Origin of the sequence: Pseudodesulfovibrio karagichevae (genome assembly GCF_041414475.1) — a bacterium.
GTDB classification, from domain to species: Bacteria; Desulfobacterota; Desulfovibrionia; order Desulfovibrionales; family Desulfovibrionaceae; genus Pseudodesulfovibrio; species Pseudodesulfovibrio karagichevae.
The window spans coordinates 37,014-54,629 of sequence record NZ_JBGLYH010000004.1; the positions used below are offsets into that span (position 1 = coordinate 37,014).

Consider the following 17,616-nt stretch of genomic DNA (forward strand, 5'->3'; position numbering starts at 1 on the left):
CTGAAGTATACGTATGCACCCGAAAAAAAATGCTGTTCTATTGAAACAGAGCATCAATCTCCGGATTATCCTTGATCGCGTCGTTCATACCTACGGAAGCTGATGTATAATTCTTCGCTTCTTCCCAGGCAAATGAATTTTCTCTTTTCGGCCATTGCAGGACATTCACTTCGGCCAAGCTGCGGCCCTTGTCGTAGGGCCGAACCCAGAGGCAGCGCCCGTCGGCCTGGACGCGTCCGTTGATGCCGGCCCCGCCTCCACTGCCGAAGAGCATGTCCGGGACCTGGGCCGGATTGGATTTGAGGTAGTCGCTCTCCGCCACCCAGCCCCAGTCGCACAGGCCGATGAGCAGATCCACCTTGTCCCGTTCCGCCTTGATCTCCTTGGAGAGCCTGGCGACCAGGTCCGCCGACGGTCCGTCGGCGTCCTCGGGCAGTGACGGGTAGCGCAGGAATCCGACCTTGCGGCCGCCTTCGATCTCCACCACGGTGAAAGGCGCTTCCTCGGCCGTCTTCTGCCAGGGCCAGCGGGGCACGTCGTCCTCGGCCAGGGCCTTGGCCTCCCGTGCGGAAAGCAGCCCCACGTCGTAATGCATGGCGTTGAACGACTTACTCAGGGCGACCATGGTCCTGGCCAGCCCGGGGTTGCCGTTCGGACGCATGTACTCCCAGGCGCCGGAAACCAGCAGCCTGGGGACGTCGGTAGGATGATTGTCCATAAAATACGTGGCCCGACGGGCCACCCCTCCGAGGGTCTTGCCGCCTCAGGTAGGGCATGGCTTCACCGTGCCATACGTATTTGCCGAATATAGGATGGTCAGAATAGAACCCTGCGCACGGGCATCGCCGCACACAAGGACCAGGGCCGCCAAAAAAAGGCAGTATGTAAGGCGTCGCATCCTACTGGTTGATGTATTCCTTCAGCTCTTTTCCAGGACGGAAGAAAGGAAGTTTCTTGGGCCTGACCTGGACGACCGTTCCGGTCTTGGGGTTGCGCCCGGTGTAGCCTTCGTAGTCCTTGATCTTGAAGCTGCCGAAACCGCGAATCTCCACGCGGTCGCCCTGGAGAAGGGCTTCCTTGACGGAGTCGACGAAGGCGCTGACCACCTTGGTGGCCTCGTCAACGTGCATTTTCTTCTGTTCCGACAGAGCCTTGATCAATTCGCTCTTATTCATGATGTTCCCCCTGAAACATATGTTTCCCGCAGGTTCCGATATTGGCCCTGTGAGGTAACAAAAAAGGAATCAGTCCGAAATTCTCACTAACTATGCCGAAAAATAACTCTTTTCGTCAACCATTATTTCTCGAATTTCATTCCGAAGGAAAATCTTTCAAAATCGGACGGCCGCCGATACGCTCGCGGTTGTCCTCGCGGTAGCGGATGAGCTTCTTGGCGATGCCGACGATATCCTTGCTGGCCGTGGCCTGCGGGGCGAATTTCATGAGCGGGGTCTGGCGACGGACCGACTCGACCAGGGTGCGGTCCTGGTGCACGAAGCCCAGGTTGCGCAGCTCAATGTTCAAGAAATTCATGCAGGCGGCGTTGAGCCGGTCAAAGGTCTGGTTGGCCTCCTTGGCGCTGACGGCCTGGTTGACCAGAACCAGGAAATCCCTGATGTCGTGCTGGGTGGCCAGGACCTTGATCATGGCGTAGCTGTCGGTCAGGGAGGTGGGCTCCGGGGTGACCACCACCACGCGCAGCTGGGTCAGGGCGGCCAGGGACAGGACCGTGTGGCTGATGCCCGCGCCGAGGTCGAGCATGAGGAATTCGTATTCGCCCGCGATGTTGATGAGCTTCTTGAACAGGATGTCCTGCAGGTCCTCGTCCATTTCCACCAGTTCGGGCACGCCGCTGGTGGCCGGGAGCATGTCGAAACCGTCCTCGATGGACACGAGCACATCCTCGGCGTCCACACCGGTCTGCAGCAAATCGTGCAGGTTGCGGTCCGGGGATATGCCGAGCAGGACGTCGAGGTTGGCCAGCCCGAGGTCGCAGTCCATGAGCAGGGACCTGATATTCATGGCATGCAGGGCATAGCCGAGGTTGAGGACGATGTTGGTCTTGCCGACCCCGCCCTTTCCGCTCATGATCGAGAGACTGAGTGTATTGTTGTGGTTCATTGTCCGTCTCCGTTATTTCCCGCCGAACAGGAACTGCTTTTCGTTGGCGTGCACCAGGGTCTCGTTGGGGACGTTGTCCGCAAAGGCGAGCCTGGAAACCTTGACCTGATCCTTGCCGGCGGCCTTGGCTTCGTAGAGCGCGCCGTCGGCCAATTCGATCAGTTCCTTGTCCGTAATACTCACGCTCCCCTTGTAGCAGGTGAGACCGACGGAACAGGTGACGTGAAAGGTCCCGTCCCCGTCCGGGGTGGTGAATTCGATCTGCTTGAACTCGAGGAGCAGACGGCTCAGGAGCCGCTGGGCCTTAACCAGGCCGGACCCGGCCATGACCAGGGCGAATTCCTCGCCGCCGAAACGGGCCGCGAGGTCGTAGCGCCTGGTGTTGGCCTTGAGGTGCCTGGCGAAGGTGCTCAGGACCTCGTCGCCCTTCTGGTGGCCGTAGGTGTCGTTGACGCTCTTGAAGTCGTCCAGGTCGAAGATGGCCAGGGAGAGCGGGGTGCGGGCGCGCTTGGACCGTTCGATCTCGACGTCCAGGATGCGGTTGAAGGCCCGCCGGTTGGCCAGCTCGGTCAGCGGATCGTGGTCGGTCTGGTAGGCCAGCTTCTCCAGGGTCTCCTGGAACCGTTTCAGGTGCGGATAGGCGTCGCCGTTGATGGGCAGGGAGAGCCACTGGCCGAGGTCGCGCCTGGCAGCGATGGACTCCCATTCCTCGCAGGTGACCCCCTGGATGAGCCGGAAGACCCAGACCGCATGATCGAGCTTCTCGCCGATCCCCTTGGAACATTCGCACAGCTCCTTCTGGAGCGTGTTCAGTTCCGAGGCGAGTTCGTTCTCGGGGAACTTAATTTTTTTGTCCGTGGGCATGGATGAATAATAGGTGGTTTCGGATCATTTCGTCCAGATCACCGTCCAGGAAGGCGTCGACGTTGCCGCTTTCGCTGTTGGATCGGTGGTCCTTGACCAAACGATACGGTTGCAGGGTGTATGTCCGTATCTGGCTTCCCCAGGCGATGGCGTCCTTGGCCTGGTAATCCTGTCTGCGGCTTTCCTCTATCTTCTTCAGTTCGCGTTCGTACAGGCGGGCCTTGACCAGGCGCAGGGCGGTGGCCTTGTTGCGGTGCTGGGACTTCTCGTTCTGGCACTGGGCCACGATGCCGGTGGGAATGTGGGTGATGCGCACGGCCGAGCTGGTCTTGTTCACGGACTGGCCGCCGGGGCCGCTGGACCGAAAGGTGTCGATGCGCAGGTCCTCGTCCTTGACCTCGATCTCGATGTCGTCGTCCATGTCCGGATAGACGTCCACCGAGGCGAACGAGGTGTGCCGCCTGCCCGAGGAGTCGAAGGGGGAAATGCGGATCAGCCGGTGCACGCCGGTCTCGCCCTTGAGCAGCCCGTAGGCGAAGAGCCCCTCGATCTGCAGGGTGACGGACTTGAGCCCGGCCTCCTCGCCCGCCTGGTAGTCCAGCTGGGTGACCTTGAACCCTTTGCGCTCAGCGTAGCGGTTGTACATGCGCAGCAGCATCTCGGCCCAGTCCTGGGACTCGACGCCGCCCGCGCCGGGGTGGATTTCGAGGATGGCGTTGCTCTTGTCGTGCTCGAAGGCGAACATGGTCGCCAGTTCGGTCCCGGCCAGCCGCTCGCGGAGCAGGGCCACCTGGGCGTTCAGGGCGGACAGGGACTCCTCCTCGGGGGCCTCGTGGGCCAGCTCGAGCCAGGCGTCCAGGTCTTCGCGGGCCTCGGACAGCCCGTCGTACATTTCAAGCTTGGTGGAGAGCTGGCTCTTTTCCTTGAGCATGGGGGTCAGGGCCTCGGGATTGTCCCAGGCTCCCGGCTTGGAGAGTTCCTTTTCTATCTCGTCGAGGCGAGTCCTGGTCTCGGCGTAGTCAAAGACGCCCCCAGAGGGATTCGTATTGCTCGATGAGGTCCGCGGAGGCGGCTTTCAGTTCGGGGTATTCCAGCATTATTGAGTAATTCCTTTATTTCGTCTGGCCGCAAAGACAATGAAGCCGAAGGCGGCCGCAGTCATCCCGTAGATGAACATCTTCAGCCAGCCGTTGATGCGATGATACACGGTCTTGCCCGTAAGGGCAGCGATTTTCATGCTCAGACTCTCGGCCTGGAACTGGCGGCCCACGGCGGCCTCGCGGCCCACCGGGTCGATGAACGCGGAGATGCCCGTGTTGGTGCAGCGGGCCAGCCAGCGCCCCTGTTCGACGGCCCGCATGGTGGCCAGATCGAGGTGCTGCCCGGGTGCGGACGTGTTGCCGAACCATGCGTCGTTGCTGATGTTCACCAGCACGTTGGCCCCGCGTTCCACCTGCTGCTGAGCCAGGTCCGGAAAGATCGCTTCATAGCAGATGAGCATGCCCAGCGCAACGCCGTTGAGTTTGAGCGGCCGGTTGTCGACGCCCGGCTTGAAGTTGCCCGCGGCCTGGACCAGCTGCTTGAAGGGCACCCACTTGGCGAACGGCATGTACTCGCCGAAGGGCACCAGGTGCTCCTTGTCGTAGTATTGGGTGGTCAGTCCCATGGAGTCCATGAGCCAGGCCCGGTTGAAGAGGTCGTAGGCCCGGGTCTTCATGTCGGTCACGTGGTAGGCGGGCGAACCGGTGATGATCGGGGTGCCCGTCTCGCGGGCCAGGGTCTCCAGCGCCTTGCGCAGGGGAGTCTGGTCCTGGAGGTAGAAGGGCATGGCCGTCTCGGGCCAGATGACCACCTTGGGATGGTTCGCATCCACGGCTTCGACGGTCAGCTTGGCGTATTTCTTGATGGTCGCCACCTGATAGGCGGGGTCCCACTTCTTGCCCTGGTCCACGTTGCCCTGGACCAGGGTGACCATGTAGTCGAGCTTGCCCACGTCGAAGGTGGACACGCGGTGGAAGCCGAAGCCGACGATCAGCGCGCCCAGGCCCACGGCCAGGAACAGGGCGCCCCGGTAGGTGGCGCACAGCAGCAAAGCCACGGCCAGGGCGGCGAACACGCCTGAGAGCCCGAAGGCCCCGACCACGGACGCCCCTTGCACGGCAAAGGGCCAGACCGCGAAGGCCGAGGACAGGTTCATCCACGGGAAGCCCGAAAACAGGGTACCCATGAGCATCTCCATGCTGGCCCAGGCGAACCCGGCCAGCAGACACAGAGGCACGCCGTCGATGAGCCTGGCCGCGTGGTGCATGCCGTAGGTGAACAACCCGAAATAGAGTCCGATGACCGCGGCCAGGAGCACGGGGCAGGGCAGGGCGATGAACCACGGCAGGCCGCCGTAGATCTGCACCGGGATGACCATCCAGTAGAAACAGCCCGTGGCCGCCAGGGTCCCGGCCAGCCAGCCGAAGCGGAAGGCCTTGCCGCCGGACACGGCGCGCAGGCCGATCCAGGCCAGTCCCAGGGGGAATGCGAGCACGGCGGGCGGGAAATGGAAGAGCGGGTTGGCGAACCCGATCCAGGCCCCCAACGTGGCGATAAGAACCAGCTGATACACGGGTTACACTATCCCCAGGGGTTCGACCTTGATGGTCCAGATCTGGCGCTCGTCGGCCTCCATGACCATGAACCGCCAGCCCGAAAAGGTGTACAGCTCGCCCTGGGGAGGGATGCGTCCGGCCAGGGCGGCCAGGTAGCCGCCGATGGAGTCCACCTCCTCGCTCTCGAGGGTGAGCGCGAACTTGCGATTGACGTCCTCCAGCGGCGCGCGGCCCGAGACGATGAAGGTCCCGTCCGAATAGTCCTGGATCTCGTCCGGGCGCTGGTCGTCGTATTCGTCCGAAATCTCGCCGACGATCTCTTCGAGCACGTCCTCCATAGTGACCATGCCCGAGGTGCCGCCGTATTCGTCCTGGACCACGGCCATGTGCAGCTTTTCCTTCTTGAAATAGGCCAGAACCTCGTCCAGGGACTTGTCCTCGGCCACGAAGAAGGCGGGCCGCAGGAGCTCCACCACGGACCGGTCCACCTCGCCGTTGAGCAGGGGCTCGAGCAGGTCCTTGGCATGGACCAGCCCGAAGATGTGATCCTTGTTGTCCTGATAGATGGGGATGCGGGAGTGGGCGCCCTGGTTGACGATGAGCTCGGCCACGTCCTTGACGGTGCTGGTGGCGTCGGCGCAGACCATGTCCGTGCGCGGGACCATGATCTCCTCGACGAGCTTCCGGTCCAGGCCGAGCACGTTCAGGAGCATGGAAACCTCATAGCTCTCCAACTCCCCGTCGGCCTTGGCTTCGAGGATGTGCTCCTCTATCTGATGGTCGTTGTTACCGAATATTTTCTTGAAGATACTTCGAAATCGACTGTCGGATCCTTCGTCCAAGACCAGACTCCTTGAAACGGTTGCAAAAAGATATGCGGGAACAGGCCCGCCGCCGGGCGAACGTCGTATCAATATTCATGTATTTAGACAGACTGGGACACCCTGTCAACAAACGAAGAAGAAAGGACTGTTACGATAAGCCGAGTTTTTTCAGGTGAATCTCCAGGCAGGACAAGGCGGCGGGCGTGACCCCGGAGATGCGCCCGGCCTGGCCCAGGGTCCGGGGCTGGATGCGGGTCAGCTTCTCGACCACCTCGCGGGTCAGGCCGGAAACCGCCGCATAGTCCAGATTCTCGGGCAGGACCTTGTCCTCCATGGACTTGAACCTGGCCACCAGCTCCTCCTGCTTGACCAGGTATCCCTCGTAGCGCACCTGCACTTCGGCCTCGCGCAGAACCTCCTGGTCCAGTCCGTCCAGCTCCGGGTAGAACACGGCCAGCCGTTCTATCTCCATCTGGGGCTGGCGCAGCAGGGCGGCCAGTTCCACGGCCTTGCCCGGCACGGACGCGCCGACGGATTCCAGGAGTTCGCGGGTGGGGGCGTCGGGCCGCACCCGGATGGAGTGCATGGCTTCAAGCGTTGCTTGAAGTTTTCCCCGCTTATCGGAATACAGCCGCCACTGGGCGTCGTCCACCAGGCCCAGGTCGCGGCCTATGGGGGTCAGGCGTTCGTCCGCGTTGCCCTCGCGCAGCAGCAGCCGATGCTCGGCGCGCGAGGTGAACATGCGGTAGGGCTCCTCGGTGCCCTTGGTCACCAGGTCGTCCACCAGCACGGCCATGTACGCCTGGTCGCGGGAGGGCAGGAACGGCTCCCGGCCCTTGAGCTTGCAGGCCGCGTTGAGCGCAGCCCACAGCCCCTGGGCGGCGGCCTCCTCGTAACCGGAGGTGCCGTTGATCTGGCCCGCGCAATAGAGCCCCTGCACCGCCTTGGTCTCCAGGGTGGGCCGAAGCTGGGTGGGCGGAACGAAGTCGTATTCGATGGCGTAGCCCGGCCGGACGATCTGGGCGTTTTCCAGCCCCCGGATGGCCCGGACCATCTGCTTCTGCACGTCGAAGGGCAGGCTGGTGGGGATGCCGCTGGGGTACATCTCCGGGCTGTTCAGCCCCTCGGGCTCGACGAAAATCTGGTGCCGGTCCTTTTCCGGGAACCGGGCCACCTTGTCCTCGATGGACGGGCAGTAGCGCGCCCCGGTGCCCTCGATGATGCCGGTGAACATGGGCGAGCGGTCGAAACCCGAGCGGATGGCCTCGTGGGCCGCTTCGTTGGTGTAGGTCAGCCAGCAGGACACCTGGGGCATGGGCACGGTCCGGTTGCGGAAGCTGAAGGGCACGGGCGGATCGTCGCCGGGCTGCTCCTGCATGGCCGAGAAATCGATGGAATCGCGCAGCAGGCGCGGGGTGGTGCCGGTCTTGAGGCGGCCCAGGTCAAAGCCCAGCTCGCGCAGGTTGGCCGACAGCGAGTTGGAGGCCGGGTCGCCCATGCGCCCGCCGCTGAAGTGCTCCAGGCCGATGTGCATGAGGCCGCGCAGGAAGGTGCCGGTGGTCAGGAGCACGGCCCGGGCCGGGAAGACTTCGCCCAGTTCGCTGCGCAGACCGCTGACCCGGCCGTGCTCCGTCAGCACGGCCGCGCCCATGTCCTGGAAGACCCACAGGTTGTCCTGGGAGAAGATGGAGCGCTGGACCACGCGCATGTACTCGGCGCGGTCGATCTGGGCGCGGCTGGAGCGGACCGCCGGGCCCTTGCGGGTGTTCAGGATGCGGAACTGGATGCCCGCCGCGTCGGCCCACAGCCCCATCATGCCGCCGAGCGCATCGATCTCCTTGACCATGTGGCCCTTGGCCAGGCCGCCGATGGCCGGGTTGCAGGAGAGGTGCCCGATGCGGTCCAGGTTGATGGTCAGCAGCAGGGTTTTCAGGCCGAGCCGGGCCGAGGCCATGGCGGCTTCGCAGCCGGCATGGCCCGCGCCGACCACGATGAGGTCGAACTCGGCCGGGAACGGGGTCTTTCGCTGCATGATCGGGCTGCGGCGCTACTTGGTCAGGAGCATGTCGGCGATGACCTTGGCGTCGCCGATGGTGCTCTTGATGGACGACCATTCGTTGGGCTGATGCGCGTTGTGGTACAGGGTGGACCAGACCACGGCGTTGTAGCCCTTGCGGCGCAGGAACGCGGCCACGGTGCCGCCGCCCACGCCCACGGTGCGGGGGGTGTTGTTGTAGACCTTGCGCACCGAAGCCATGGTCCGGACCGCGATCTCGCTGTCCGCCGGGGTGGCCGGGGCGGCCTGCTCCCGCATGACGGGCTCGCACGTGACGGTCACGCCATACTTGGCCGCGATCTCGACGCCCATGCCCTTGATGGTGCCGAGCACGTCGTCCAGGTCGTACTCGGGCATGACCCGGCAGTCCACGTAGAACACGTCCCGCCCGGGGATGGTGTTCACGTTGGCCACGTTGGCCTCGCGCATGGTCGGCTGGAAGGTGGAGCGGGGCGGGTTGAACAGGGGGTCCTCGGCCGGATACAGGGTCTCCAGTTCCTTGATGCGCAGGATGAACTCGGCGGACGGGAACATGGTGTTGATCCCCTGATCCGGGGTGGAGGCGTGGCACTGCTTGCCGATGACCGTGACCTTGAGCCAGAACATGGACTTCTCGGCCACCTCGACCATCTCCGAGGCGGGTTCGCCGGAATCCGGAACCAGGAACAGGTCGTGTTCGCGGAAAAGATCTTCGTGCTCGCGGACGATGTAGTCCAGACCGAAGCCCGAGCCGGTTTCCTCGTCGGACACGAGGATCAGGCCGTAGTTCATCTCCGGGGTGATCTTCAGGTCGAGCAGGGCCTGGGCGGCCAACAGCGAGGAGACCATGCCCTGCTGGTTGTCCTCCACGCCGCGCCCGATGAGGGTGTCGCCGTCACGCTGGACTACGTAGGGATCGGAGTTCCACAGCCCGAGGTCGCCCGGAGGGACCACGTCGATGTGTGAGATGACCCAGAGGGTCTTTTCCGTGTTCCTGCCGGGGATCACGGCCGCGATGTTGGGCCGGTACCCGCAGGGCACGTCGGAGTCGGGGGCGTTGTATTCGCGGATGTCCTCGATGCCCATGGATTTGAGATGGCCGAGCAGGAAGTCGGCCTTGGCCTTTTCGCCTTCGCCCCCGTTGCGGGGTCCGAGGGCCGGAATGGCCGTGAGTTTGGTCTGCAGTTCGACGATCGCCTCTGTCTGGCGATCGAGTTCGGAAAAGAGCGCGTCCATGGGACCTCCGATGTTGTTTTTGATGAAACTAGTCCAAAAATCGGATCATACAAACAAAAAAAAGGCGGGGACATCGCCCCGCCTTTCCTGCTTGCAGTGGTCTAACGACCGCGCGCGGCGCGCTTGGAGGCCTTGAGCGGGTTGACCTTGACCTTGCCGGTCTTGTCCACCTCGGCGCGAACGTGCGTGGCGAAGTTGCACACGCCGTTGGCCCACTTGCGAGCGGGCTGGGCATAGGTCGGGCAGAACTGCTCGTCCTCGAAGGGAACGATGCGCTCGCAGCCTTCACACTTTTCAACAACGGGTTCCATGACGACACCCTTGTAGGTCAGACCTGCATCGGTCTTGACGGCGCCTTCCAGGGAAACGATACCTTTTTTCTTGGCCATGTCGTGCCTTCCTCCTAAAAATAATGCGGCTCACAGGATGCCAGCGGCATACGTAATTTCATTTCGGTGCAAGAGCAGACTTCGATATGCACCCAGGGCGGGTGTTGTCAAGCTCTTTGCGGTTCTTTTTCATTTTCCGGAGACGCTTCGAACCCACTTGGAGCACCGCAGGGCCTCCTTGCGCAGGCCGCTGACGTCGAGGGTCCGGAACTCGCCGTACAGGTACAGGACCTCGCCCGCCACCATGGTCATGCACACCTCCATGCCCGTGGCCGCGTAGACCGCGTGGGACACGTGGTTGAACACGGGCATGAGGTTGGGGGAGGAGAGGTCCAGGGCGATCATGTCCGCCGGGAAGCCCGCCTCGATCCGGCCCAGTTCGGGCCAGCCCAGGCAACGGGCCGAGTGGCGGGTGGCCATGTCCAGGGCGGTCCCGGCGTTCACGGCCGAGGCGTCCTCGTGGCGGACCTTGCCGATGAGCGCGGCCAACCCCATGTCGCGGAACATGTTCAACTGGTTGTTGCTCGACGCGCCGTCCGTGCCGAGCCCAACATTGACCCCGGCGTCGAGCATCTTCTGCACCGGGGACATGCCGGAGCAGAGCTTCAGATTGGAGGCCGGGTTGTGGACCACGTTGGTCCCGGACGCGGCCAGTTGCAGGATCTCGCCGTCCGTGACGTCCACGCAGTGGTGCAAGGTGACGCGCGGGGAGAGCAGGCCCTCCTTGCGCAGGATCTCCACCGGCCGCATGCCGTACTTGCCCAGGCAGACCGCCGTTTCGGCGGGCGATTCGGCCAGATGGGTCTGCCAGGGGATGTCCAGGGCCTCGGCCAGTTCAAAGCTGGCCGCGAGGTCCTCCGGCGGCACGGTGAAGGCCGCGTGCGGCGTGACCGCCGTGCGCACCAGCGGGTCGTCCCGGAAACGCGCCTCCAGGGTACGGATGGTCTCCCAGCAGGCCTCGGCCGTGGGGAAGAACGGCGAGGGGAAGGCGAAGAACCCTTCGCCCAGGACCGCGCGCAGGCCGCAGTTCGAGGCCGCATCGCCGGTCACGTACTCGTGGAAATAGCCGTTCAGGAAGGCCGTGCACCCGGTGCGGATGAGCTCCGCGCAGCCGAGCCGCGCGCCGATGCCGAGCAGGTCCTCGTCGAGCTGCGCCTCCACGGGCCAGATGTGCCCCTCCAGCCACTCCATGAGCGGCAGGTCGTCGGCAAAGCCGCGCAACAGGGTCATGGGCAGGTGGGTGTGGCCGTTGACCAGGCCGGGCAGGAGCATCTTGCCCGACATGTCCAGCCGTTGGGCGGCATCGTACCGGGCGTCGAGGTCGGCGTAATCCCCGACCTCGAGCACCAGGTCGTCGCCGATGGCCACGGCGGCGCCGGTCAGGACGCGCCGGTCGTCGTCCTGGGTGATGATCGCGTCGGCCCGGACCAGCAGGTCGCAGGCGCGGGGCGCGGAATCGGCGGGAACGGACGTCGTCATGGCCTAGTCCAGGTTGCCGATGACTTCGACGAGCAGGGAGGTGACCTTTTCCACGTTGCTCTTGAAGACCTCGAGAATCTCATCCCAGGTCACCGGGGCCTCGTCGGTCTTCCAGCAGTCGTAATCGGTGCTCATGGCCACGGCGGCGTAGGGGAGGCCCGCCTCGTTGGCCAGGATGCACTCCGGGGCCACGCTCATGTTGATGACGTCCGCGCCCCACAGGCGGAACATGTTGGACTCGGCCCGGGTGGAGAAACGGGAGCCTTCGATGGTGATGACCGTGCCGCTCTTGTGGTGCGCCAGGCCGAGCTTGTCGCAGGCCGCGTTGAGCAGCCCGCGCAGGGACGCGTCGAACGGGTCGGCCATGGCCGTGTGCACCGCGCAGTGCGGCTCGAACTCGTCGAAAAAGGAGACCTGCCGACGCCGGGTGAAGTCGATGAATTGGTCCAGGATGACCAGGTGCCCCCGGGCGATCTCCTGGCGCAGGGAGCCGCAGGCCGTGGTCGCCAGGATGCGGGTGCAGCCCGCGTCCTTCAGGGCCTTGATGTTGGCGCGATAGTTGACGAAGGTGGGCGGAATGGTGTGCTCCCGGCCGTGCCGGGCCAGCAAGACCACCTCCCGGCCCGCGATGGTCCCTTCCTTGAGGAGGGCGGACGGCTTGCCGTAGGGGGTGCCCATCTCCACGTCGCGGGCGTCCAGCAACAGGTCCGGATCGTCCAGGCCGCTGCCGCCGATGATGCCTATCTTGCTCATGGTAATTCCTTGTTAGTCGATTTCAATGAGGAAATCATGCTTCACGCCGGCCGCACGCATGACCTCGTCGCCGTCCAGGAAGGAGAGCTGGATGACGAACCCGGCCCCCACGATCTCGCCGCCCGCCTCGCGGATCAGCTTGACCATACCCTCGGCCGTGCCGCCCGTGGCCAGCAGGTCGTCGATCATCAGGACCTTGTCGCCTTCCTCGATGGCGTCCACATGCATGCACAGGGTGTCGGACCCGTATTCCAGGTCATAGGTCACGCAACGGTTCTTGTAGGGCAGCTTGCCGGGTTTGCGGATGGGCACGAAGCCGATGCCCATCTTGAGCGCCAGGGGCGCGCCGAAGATGAAACCCCGGGCGTCGGCGGCCACGATCTTGTCCGCACCGGAGTCCTTGTACTTCTCGTACAGCTGGTCGATGACGTAGCGGAAGGCCTTGGGGGTGCTCAAAATGGGCGTGATGTCGAAGAAAGTGATCCCTTTCTTGGGATAATCCGGGATGTCCCGGACGTAATGGCGTAGATTCATGGGTCCTCCTCCTTGAATGAATACCGGGGATTCATACGTTTTCCGGGGAGATCGTGTCAATGCTGTTGCCAGCCGGACCGGGTTCCGCTATCCCCTGACGACGGAGAACGCATATGGCGCATCAAGACGGAACGCACCGGGCCAAGAAGAGCCTGGGCCAGAATTTTCTGACCGACCCCAACATCTGCCGCAAGATCGTGGACGCGATCGCCCCCTCGCACGAGGACTATATTATAGAGATAGGTCCGGGGCAGGGGGCGCTGACCGAGCATCTGGCCGAGGTCGGGGCGCGCCGCCTGCGCGTGGTCGAGATGGACGACGATCTGGCCGAGCGGCTCGAGGAACGCTGGCCGGAGCTGGACGTGGTCCGGGCCGACGCCCTCAAGTTCCCCTGGACGGACCTGAACGGGACCGGACCGTGCAAGATCATCGGGAATCTCCCGTACAACGTGGGGTCCAAGCTGATCTGGGACATCGTCAGCAGGGTGGAGACCCTGGAGCGGGCGGTCTTCATGGTCCAGCACGAGGTGGCCATGCGGCTGACCGCCGAGCCCGGCACCAAGGCCTTCGGCGGGCTGACCGCCTGGGTGCGGAACTTCTGCGACACGCGCTACCTCTTCAAGGTGCCGCCCACGGTCTTCCGGCCGCGCCCCAAGGTCGACTCCGCTGTGGTCCGCTTCGATCCGTTCCCGCTCGATGCCCGTCCCGCCGCCCCGGACAAGCTGGCCGAACTGATCAAGCTGCTCTTCCAGCAGCGGCGCAAGCAGATTTCCACCATCCTGAAAAAGCGCATGACTCCGGAAGTGGAGCAGTGGTTCCACGACGAAGGGGTCAGCCCTTCGGCGCGGCCCGAAAACCTTACGCCGGCACAATTTCGTACACTTTCCTTAATATATTAGTCCTTTTTTTCACAAAGACCTATAAAATACCTGACTCCCGGTACCGAAAAAGCGGAGTTCAGGCCCTCAAAATAGGGGGGGCAAAAGTCCCGGAAGCGCCATATAGCGTAGGTTTTTTCGCTTTTTTCAATGCTCGGGCTGGACACGGGACGAAAGTTCATTTAAAGGCCAAGGGGTGAGTTGGTGACGGAAACAAAGTGTGAGCCGCTTTGTGCTCTGGCTGCACTTTAACAAATACCATCAGGTAATTATTTCACCGAGGAGGAAGGACTGATGACAAAGGCTGAATTGGTTGTCAAAATCGCGGAAAAGGCCAATCTGACCAAAGCGAATGCCGAACGTGCCCTGAATGCGTTCCTGGAGACCGTGGAAAGCACACTGGTTTCCGAAGGCAAGCTTACCCTGACCGGGTTCGGCACCTTCGTTGTGGAACTCCGCAAAGCCCGCGTTGGCCGCAACCCCCGCACCGGCCTCGAGCTCAAGATCCCCGAGACCAAGGTTGTCAAATTCCGTCCCGGCAAGATTCTCAAGGACGCCGTTAAATAAGTTGGAGATGATACGATGATTCACGGTGAAACCGTTCACAGCCCGCTGCCCATGGATCTTCCCTGGTGGATGCCCGACCATTTCGTCTTTTTCGGTGTCCTGTACATCGTCCTCGGCGTCATCGGTGTCGCCCTGGCGGTTACGGTCCTGCAGTCTTTGCGTGACGCGAAAAAGGCTGATCATTAGTCTCTGAATAGTACGGAATCGAAAGGGCCTGCCCGGGTACTGCCGGGTGGGCCTTTTTTGCTTGACGCCGTTCCGGGTTTTTATCCGCATTTTTGGGTTGCTTTTTTGTTTTTTTGTATATATGTAGTGTCTCTTATTTCGCTGGCCCGCCAAAAGAGCGGGCGGTTCACCGAGGAGGTGATTTTCATTGCCCGGAGTGTATTTTGACGACAACGACAATTTCGACATCTCTCTGCGCCGCTTCAAGAAGCAGGTGGAGAAGGCCGGAATCCTGTCCGAACTGAAGAAACGCCAGCACTACGAAAAGCCCAGCGTGCAGAAGAAGAAAAAGAAAGCTGCCGCCAAGAAACGGCTTGCCAAAAAAATGCGTAAAATACGCAGCATGTAGATTATGAGTCTGTCCAAGCAAATAGACAAAGACTACATAGAGGCCTATAAGGCCAAAGCTACGGTAAAAGTGGCCGTCTTGAGACACCTCAAGACGGCCATTAAAAACCGTATGGTCGAAGAGAAAAGCCAGGACCTGTCCGACGAGACCGTGCTCGATCTCATCGCCAAACAGGTCAAGCAGCGCAAGGACTCCTTCGAACAGTACACCACGGCGGGGAGGGACGACTTGGCCAAGGTCGAAGCCGACGAACTCGCCGCCCTTGAAGTCTATCTTCCCAAGCAGCTGTCCGACGAGGAGCTTTCCGCCGCCATCGACAAGGCCATCGCCGACGTCGGCGCGTCCTCCATGGCGGATATGGGCAAGGTCATGCAGGCCGTGCTCGGGGCGCACACGGGACAGGTCGACGGCAAGAAGGCCAGCTCGCTGGTCCGGTCCAAGCTCTCCTAACTCTCCAAGGTTCATCCATGGAGTCCAGAACTTTCCAGGTATTGGAGTTCCCCAAGATTCTCGGGGCATTGTCCGGTTTCGCCACGTCCGAACCCGGGGCTGCCGCGTGTCTTGCCATCCATCCTTACGATACCCTTGAGTCCGTCCGCCGGGCAGGAACCCTGTTCGCGCAGGGCGCGGCCTGGGTGGGGGAGTCCGGGTTCCGCATGCGCGCCTTTCCGGAGCTGGGCGGCATCTTCCCGCACCTGGGCAGCGAACTGGCCGTGCTCGACCAGGACGCGCTCTTCGCGCTCAAGATCCTCCTGGACCTGGCCAAGGACGCCCGCGAATCACTGGCGGGCTTCGAGGAACGCGGCTGGGACGTGCTCAAGGATGAACTCTTCGCCTATGCCTGGCCGCAGAAGACCGTGTCCGGCATCGGGCGCTGCCTGGACGCCGAGGGGCAGATCAAGGACGAGAGCTCCCCGAACCTGATGTCCGTGCGCCAGGAGATCCGGGCCATCCATCAGCGCTGCACCAAGCGGGTCAAGGACTTCATTCTCCAGGAAAACCTGGGCGCGGCCATGCAGGACGAGTTCATGACCGTCTCGTCCGACCGCTACGTGCTGCCCATCAAGGCGAATTTCAAGAACAAGACCAAGGGCATTATCCACGACTACTCGCAGACCGGCGAGACCTGCTACTTCGAGCCCCTCTTCCTGGTGGAGACCAACAACAAGCTCCAGGAACTCAAACGCGAGGAGCGGGCCGAGGAATACAAGGTCCTGCAATACCTGACCTCCCTGGTGCGCCAGGAGCAGGACGAGGTCCGCGAGGCCTACTTCGGGCTGGTCACCTTGGATGTGCTCATGGCCAAGGTGCGCCTGGCCGACGCCTACGGCGGCCGGACCATCGAGGTCACGGAGGAGGGCGCGCCCAGGCTGCTCAAGGCCCGCCACCCGCTCCTGGCCCTGACCGACGAGTCGGTCCACCCCGTGAACATCGAACTGCTCGACGGGCAGCGGGCCATGATCGTCAGCGGCGGCAACGCGGGCGGCAAGACCGTCTGCCTCAAGACCGTGGGCCTCATCGGCCTGATGGCCTTTTCCGGCCTGCCGGTACCGGCCGCCGAGGGCAGTTGCCTGCCCCTGTGGGACGACATCTTCGTCATCATGGGCGACGAGCAGTCCCTGGAGGAGAACGTCTCCACCTTCACCGCCCAGATCCAGTACCTGAAGCGGGTCTGGGACAAGGTGGACGAACGCTCCCTGTTCATCCTCGACGAGTTCGGCGCGGGCACGGACCCCACCCAGGGCGCGGCCCTGGCCCAGGCGGTCATCGACTCTCTGCTGGAAAAGCGGGCCACCGCGTTCACGGCCACCCATTTCCCGGCCCTCAAGGCCTACGCCATGGCCACCAAGGGCGTGCGCGCGGCCAGCGTGCTCTTCGACCCGTCCACCAAGAAGCCGCTGTTCCGGCTGGCCTACGACCAGGTGGGGGCGTCCATCGCCCTGGACGTGGCACGCGAGCACGGCCTGCCCGCCGTCATCCTGGAGCGGGCCGAAAAATATCTCCTGTTGGACGGTTCGGACACCTCCGCCGTGCTGGACCGCCTCAACGCCATGGCCGTCAAGAAAGAGGCCGAACTGGACGCCATCGAGGAGGAGCGCACCCGCATCGAAAAGAAGCGGGCCAACCTTGAACAGAAGTTCGAGAAGGAGCGCACCAAGATCCTCAAAGAGGTCCAGTCCAAGGCCCAGGACGTGGTCAAGCAGTGGAAGACCGAGCGCATCGGCCAGAAAGAGGCGCGCAAGAAGCTCCACCAGGCGCGGCTGCGCATCGAGGACATCGCGCCCGAACGGGAAAAAGAGCCCGTGTTTTCCTTCTCGGATATTGTCCCGGGCAAGAAAGTATCGTATCTGGCATGGAACAAGTCGGGTACCGTGCTGGAAATCAACGAGAAAAAGAAGCAGGCCAAGGTCGATATCGGCGGGGTGGCCATGTGGGTCAAGGCCGAGCATCTCGGCCCGGCCGACGGTCCTTCCCGGCCGTTCGGCAAGCCCTCCGAGGCCAAGACCCCGGCTCCGAGCGAACTGGTGGTCGAGGTGGACCTGCGCGGCCACCGGGCCGACGAGGCGCTCAGCGAACTGGAACGGGCCCTGGACGCCGCCCTGCGCAAGGGCGCGGGCAAATTAGAGATCGTGCACGGCCGGGGAACCGGCGCCTTGCGGCGCGAGGTGCACGAATTTTTGAAGTACTATCCCGCCGTGGAGAATTTTTCCCTGGCCCCCGAAGACCGGGGCGGGGACGGCATGACCGAGGTAACGCTCAAGTAA

General features: G+C 62.9%; 19 protein-coding genes. 6 read left to right on the top strand and 13 right to left on the bottom strand.

Going from position 1 to position 17,616, the window contains the following annotated elements; all coding sequences use genetic code 11:
• Nucleotides 1–37: 37 nt before the first annotated feature.
• From AB6M95_RS02595 to AB6M95_RS02655, 13 genes are all read right to left on the bottom strand, one after another.
• Nucleotides 38–898, bottom strand: coding sequence for a UshA-like (seleno)protein family 2 (locus tag AB6M95_RS02595; RefSeq protein WP_420705220.1), 861 nt, complete (start codon nt 896–898; stop codon nt 38–40).
• Between the two features lies 1 nt (nt 899).
• Nucleotides 900–1,175: an HU family DNA-binding protein gene (locus tag AB6M95_RS02600; protein ID WP_371385171.1), complete on the bottom strand. Its 276-nt coding sequence runs from the start codon at nt 1,173–1,175 to the stop codon at nt 900–902.
• Nucleotides 1,176–1,311: 136 nt separating this feature from the next.
• Nucleotides 1,312–2,121 carry a MinD/ParA family protein gene (locus tag AB6M95_RS02605; RefSeq protein ID WP_371385172.1) on the bottom strand — a complete coding sequence of 270 codons (810 nt, stop codon included), beginning with the start codon at nt 2,119–2,121 and terminating at the stop codon, nt 1,312–1,314.
• 12 nt (nt 2,122–2,133) lie between these two features.
• Nucleotides 2,134–2,985 (bottom strand): GGDEF domain-containing protein, encoded by an 852-nt coding sequence (locus AB6M95_RS02610; protein WP_371385173.1) that lies wholly within the window; start codon nt 2,983–2,985, stop codon nt 2,134–2,136.
• Nucleotides 2,963–4,082, bottom strand: a protein-coding gene (gene prfB / locus AB6M95_RS02615; RefSeq protein ID WP_371385174.1) for a peptide chain release factor 2 whose coding sequence is annotated in 2 segments (ribosomal slippage) — nt 2,963–4,006 and nt 4,008–4,082 — 1,119 coding nt in all. Because the reading frame shifts where the segments join, the coding sequence is not laid out codon by codon here. Before prfB ends, AB6M95_RS02610 begins: the two co-directional genes overlap by 23 nt.
• Nucleotides 4,082–5,599, bottom strand: a complete 1,518-nt coding sequence (gene lnt, locus AB6M95_RS02620; RefSeq protein WP_371385175.1) for an apolipoprotein N-acyltransferase — start codon at nt 5,597–5,599, stop codon at nt 4,082–4,084. Before lnt ends, prfB begins: the two co-directional genes overlap by 1 nt.
• Before the next feature lie 3 nt (nt 5,600–5,602).
• Entirely contained in the window at nt 5,603–6,424 is an 822-nt protein-coding gene (locus AB6M95_RS02625; protein WP_371385176.1) for a hemolysin family protein, read from the bottom strand.
• Nucleotides 6,425–6,554: 130 nt separating this feature from the next.
• Entirely contained in the window at nt 6,555–8,438 is a 1,884-nt protein-coding gene (gene mnmG, locus AB6M95_RS02630) for a tRNA uridine-5-carboxymethylaminomethyl(34) synthesis enzyme MnmG (protein WP_371385177.1), read from the bottom strand.
• A 15-nt stretch (nt 8,439–8,453) separates the two neighbouring features.
• Nucleotides 8,454–9,677 carry a M20 family metallo-hydrolase gene (locus tag AB6M95_RS02635; RefSeq protein WP_371385178.1) on the bottom strand — a complete coding sequence of 408 codons (1,224 nt, stop codon included), beginning with the start codon at nt 9,675–9,677 and terminating at the stop codon, nt 8,454–8,456.
• A gap of 101 nt (nt 9,678–9,778) precedes the next feature.
• Nucleotides 9,779–10,066, bottom strand: coding sequence for a PxxKW family cysteine-rich protein (locus AB6M95_RS02640; protein WP_371385179.1), 288 nt, complete (start codon nt 10,064–10,066; stop codon nt 9,779–9,781).
• Nucleotides 10,067–10,195: 129 nt separating this feature from the next.
• Nucleotides 10,196–11,545 (bottom strand): amidohydrolase, encoded by a 1,350-nt coding sequence (locus AB6M95_RS02645; protein ID WP_371385180.1) that lies wholly within the window; start codon nt 11,543–11,545, stop codon nt 10,196–10,198.
• A gap of 3 nt (nt 11,546–11,548) precedes the next feature.
• Nucleotides 11,549–12,298, bottom strand: coding sequence for an S-methyl-5'-thioadenosine phosphorylase (gene mtnP, locus AB6M95_RS02650; protein WP_371385181.1), 750 nt, complete (start codon nt 12,296–12,298; stop codon nt 11,549–11,551).
• A gap of 12 nt (nt 12,299–12,310) precedes the next feature.
• The gene (locus AB6M95_RS02655; protein ID WP_371385182.1) at nt 12,311–12,832 is read right to left on the bottom strand and encodes an adenine phosphoribosyltransferase; all 522 of its coding nucleotides are present in this window, start codon (nt 12,830–12,832) and stop codon (nt 12,311–12,313) included.
• A 113-nt stretch (nt 12,833–12,945) separates the two neighbouring features.
• On the opposite strand from AB6M95_RS02655, the gene rsmA reads away from it, so the two are divergent.
• From rsmA to AB6M95_RS02685, 6 genes are all read left to right on the top strand, one after another.
• Complete coding sequence (gene rsmA, locus AB6M95_RS02660) at nt 12,946–13,731, top strand: 16S rRNA (adenine(1518)-N(6)/adenine(1519)-N(6))-dimethyltransferase RsmA (RefSeq protein WP_371385183.1); 786 nt, start codon at nt 12,946–12,948, stop codon at nt 13,729–13,731.
• 273 nt (nt 13,732–14,004) lie between these two features.
• Nucleotides 14,005–14,277: an HU family DNA-binding protein gene (locus AB6M95_RS02665; RefSeq protein ID WP_371385184.1), complete on the top strand. Its 273-nt coding sequence runs from the start codon at nt 14,005–14,007 to the stop codon at nt 14,275–14,277.
• A gap of 15 nt (nt 14,278–14,292) precedes the next feature.
• Nucleotides 14,293–14,463, top strand: a complete 171-nt coding sequence (locus AB6M95_RS02670) for a hypothetical protein (protein ID WP_165610760.1) — start codon at nt 14,293–14,295, stop codon at nt 14,461–14,463.
• A gap of 187 nt (nt 14,464–14,650) precedes the next feature.
• The gene (gene rpsU, locus AB6M95_RS02675; protein ID WP_371385185.1) at nt 14,651–14,851 is read left to right on the top strand and encodes a 30S ribosomal protein S21; all 201 of its coding nucleotides are present in this window, start codon (nt 14,651–14,653) and stop codon (nt 14,849–14,851) included.
• 3 nt (nt 14,852–14,854) lie between these two features.
• Entirely contained in the window at nt 14,855–15,301 is a 447-nt protein-coding gene (locus AB6M95_RS02680; protein WP_371385186.1) for a GatB/YqeY domain-containing protein, read from the top strand.
• Between the two features lie 17 nt (nt 15,302–15,318).
• Nucleotides 15,319–17,616 (top strand): endonuclease MutS2, encoded by a 2,298-nt coding sequence (locus AB6M95_RS02685; protein ID WP_371385187.1) that lies wholly within the window; start codon nt 15,319–15,321, stop codon nt 17,614–17,616.

Excerpts from the sequence above, each read along its gene's own strand:
- AB6M95_RS02600 (WP_371385171.1), bottom strand. The coding sequence starts at position 1,175 with ATGAATAAGAGCGAATTGATCAAGGCTCTGTCGGAACAGAAGAAAATG.
- AB6M95_RS02605 (WP_371385172.1), bottom strand. The coding sequence starts at position 2,121 with ATGAACCACAACAATACACTCAGTCTCTCGATCATGAGCGGAAAGGGC.
- AB6M95_RS02610 (WP_371385173.1), bottom strand. The coding sequence starts at position 2,985 with ATGCCCACGGACAAAAAAATTAAGTTCCCCGAGAACGAACTCGCCTCG.
- mnmG (WP_371385177.1), bottom strand. The coding sequence starts at position 8,438 with ATGCAGCGAAAGACCCCGTTCCCGGCCGAGTTCGACCTCATCGTGGTC.
- AB6M95_RS02635 (WP_371385178.1), bottom strand. The coding sequence starts at position 9,677 with ATGGACGCGCTCTTTTCCGAACTCGATCGCCAGACAGAGGCGATCGTC.
- AB6M95_RS02640 (WP_371385179.1), bottom strand. The coding sequence starts at position 10,066 with ATGGCCAAGAAAAAAGGTATCGTTTCCCTGGAAGGCGCCGTCAAGACC.
- AB6M95_RS02645 (WP_371385180.1), bottom strand. The coding sequence starts at position 11,545 with ATGACGACGTCCGTTCCCGCCGATTCCGCGCCCCGCGCCTGCGACCTG.
- mtnP (WP_371385181.1), bottom strand. The coding sequence starts at position 12,298 with ATGAGCAAGATAGGCATCATCGGCGGCAGCGGCCTGGACGATCCGGAC.
- AB6M95_RS02655 (WP_371385182.1), bottom strand. The coding sequence starts at position 12,832 with ATGAATCTACGCCATTACGTCCGGGACATCCCGGATTATCCCAAGAAA.
- rsmA (WP_371385183.1), top strand. The coding sequence starts at position 12,946 with ATGGCGCATCAAGACGGAACGCACCGGGCCAAGAAGAGCCTGGGCCAG.
- AB6M95_RS02665 (WP_371385184.1), top strand. The coding sequence starts at position 14,005 with ATGACAAAGGCTGAATTGGTTGTCAAAATCGCGGAAAAGGCCAATCTG.
- AB6M95_RS02670 (WP_165610760.1), top strand. The coding sequence starts at position 14,293 with ATGATTCACGGTGAAACCGTTCACAGCCCGCTGCCCATGGATCTTCCC.
- AB6M95_RS02680 (WP_371385186.1), top strand. The coding sequence starts at position 14,855 with ATGAGTCTGTCCAAGCAAATAGACAAAGACTACATAGAGGCCTATAAG.
- AB6M95_RS02685 (WP_371385187.1), top strand. The coding sequence starts at position 15,319 with ATGGAGTCCAGAACTTTCCAGGTATTGGAGTTCCCCAAGATTCTCGGG.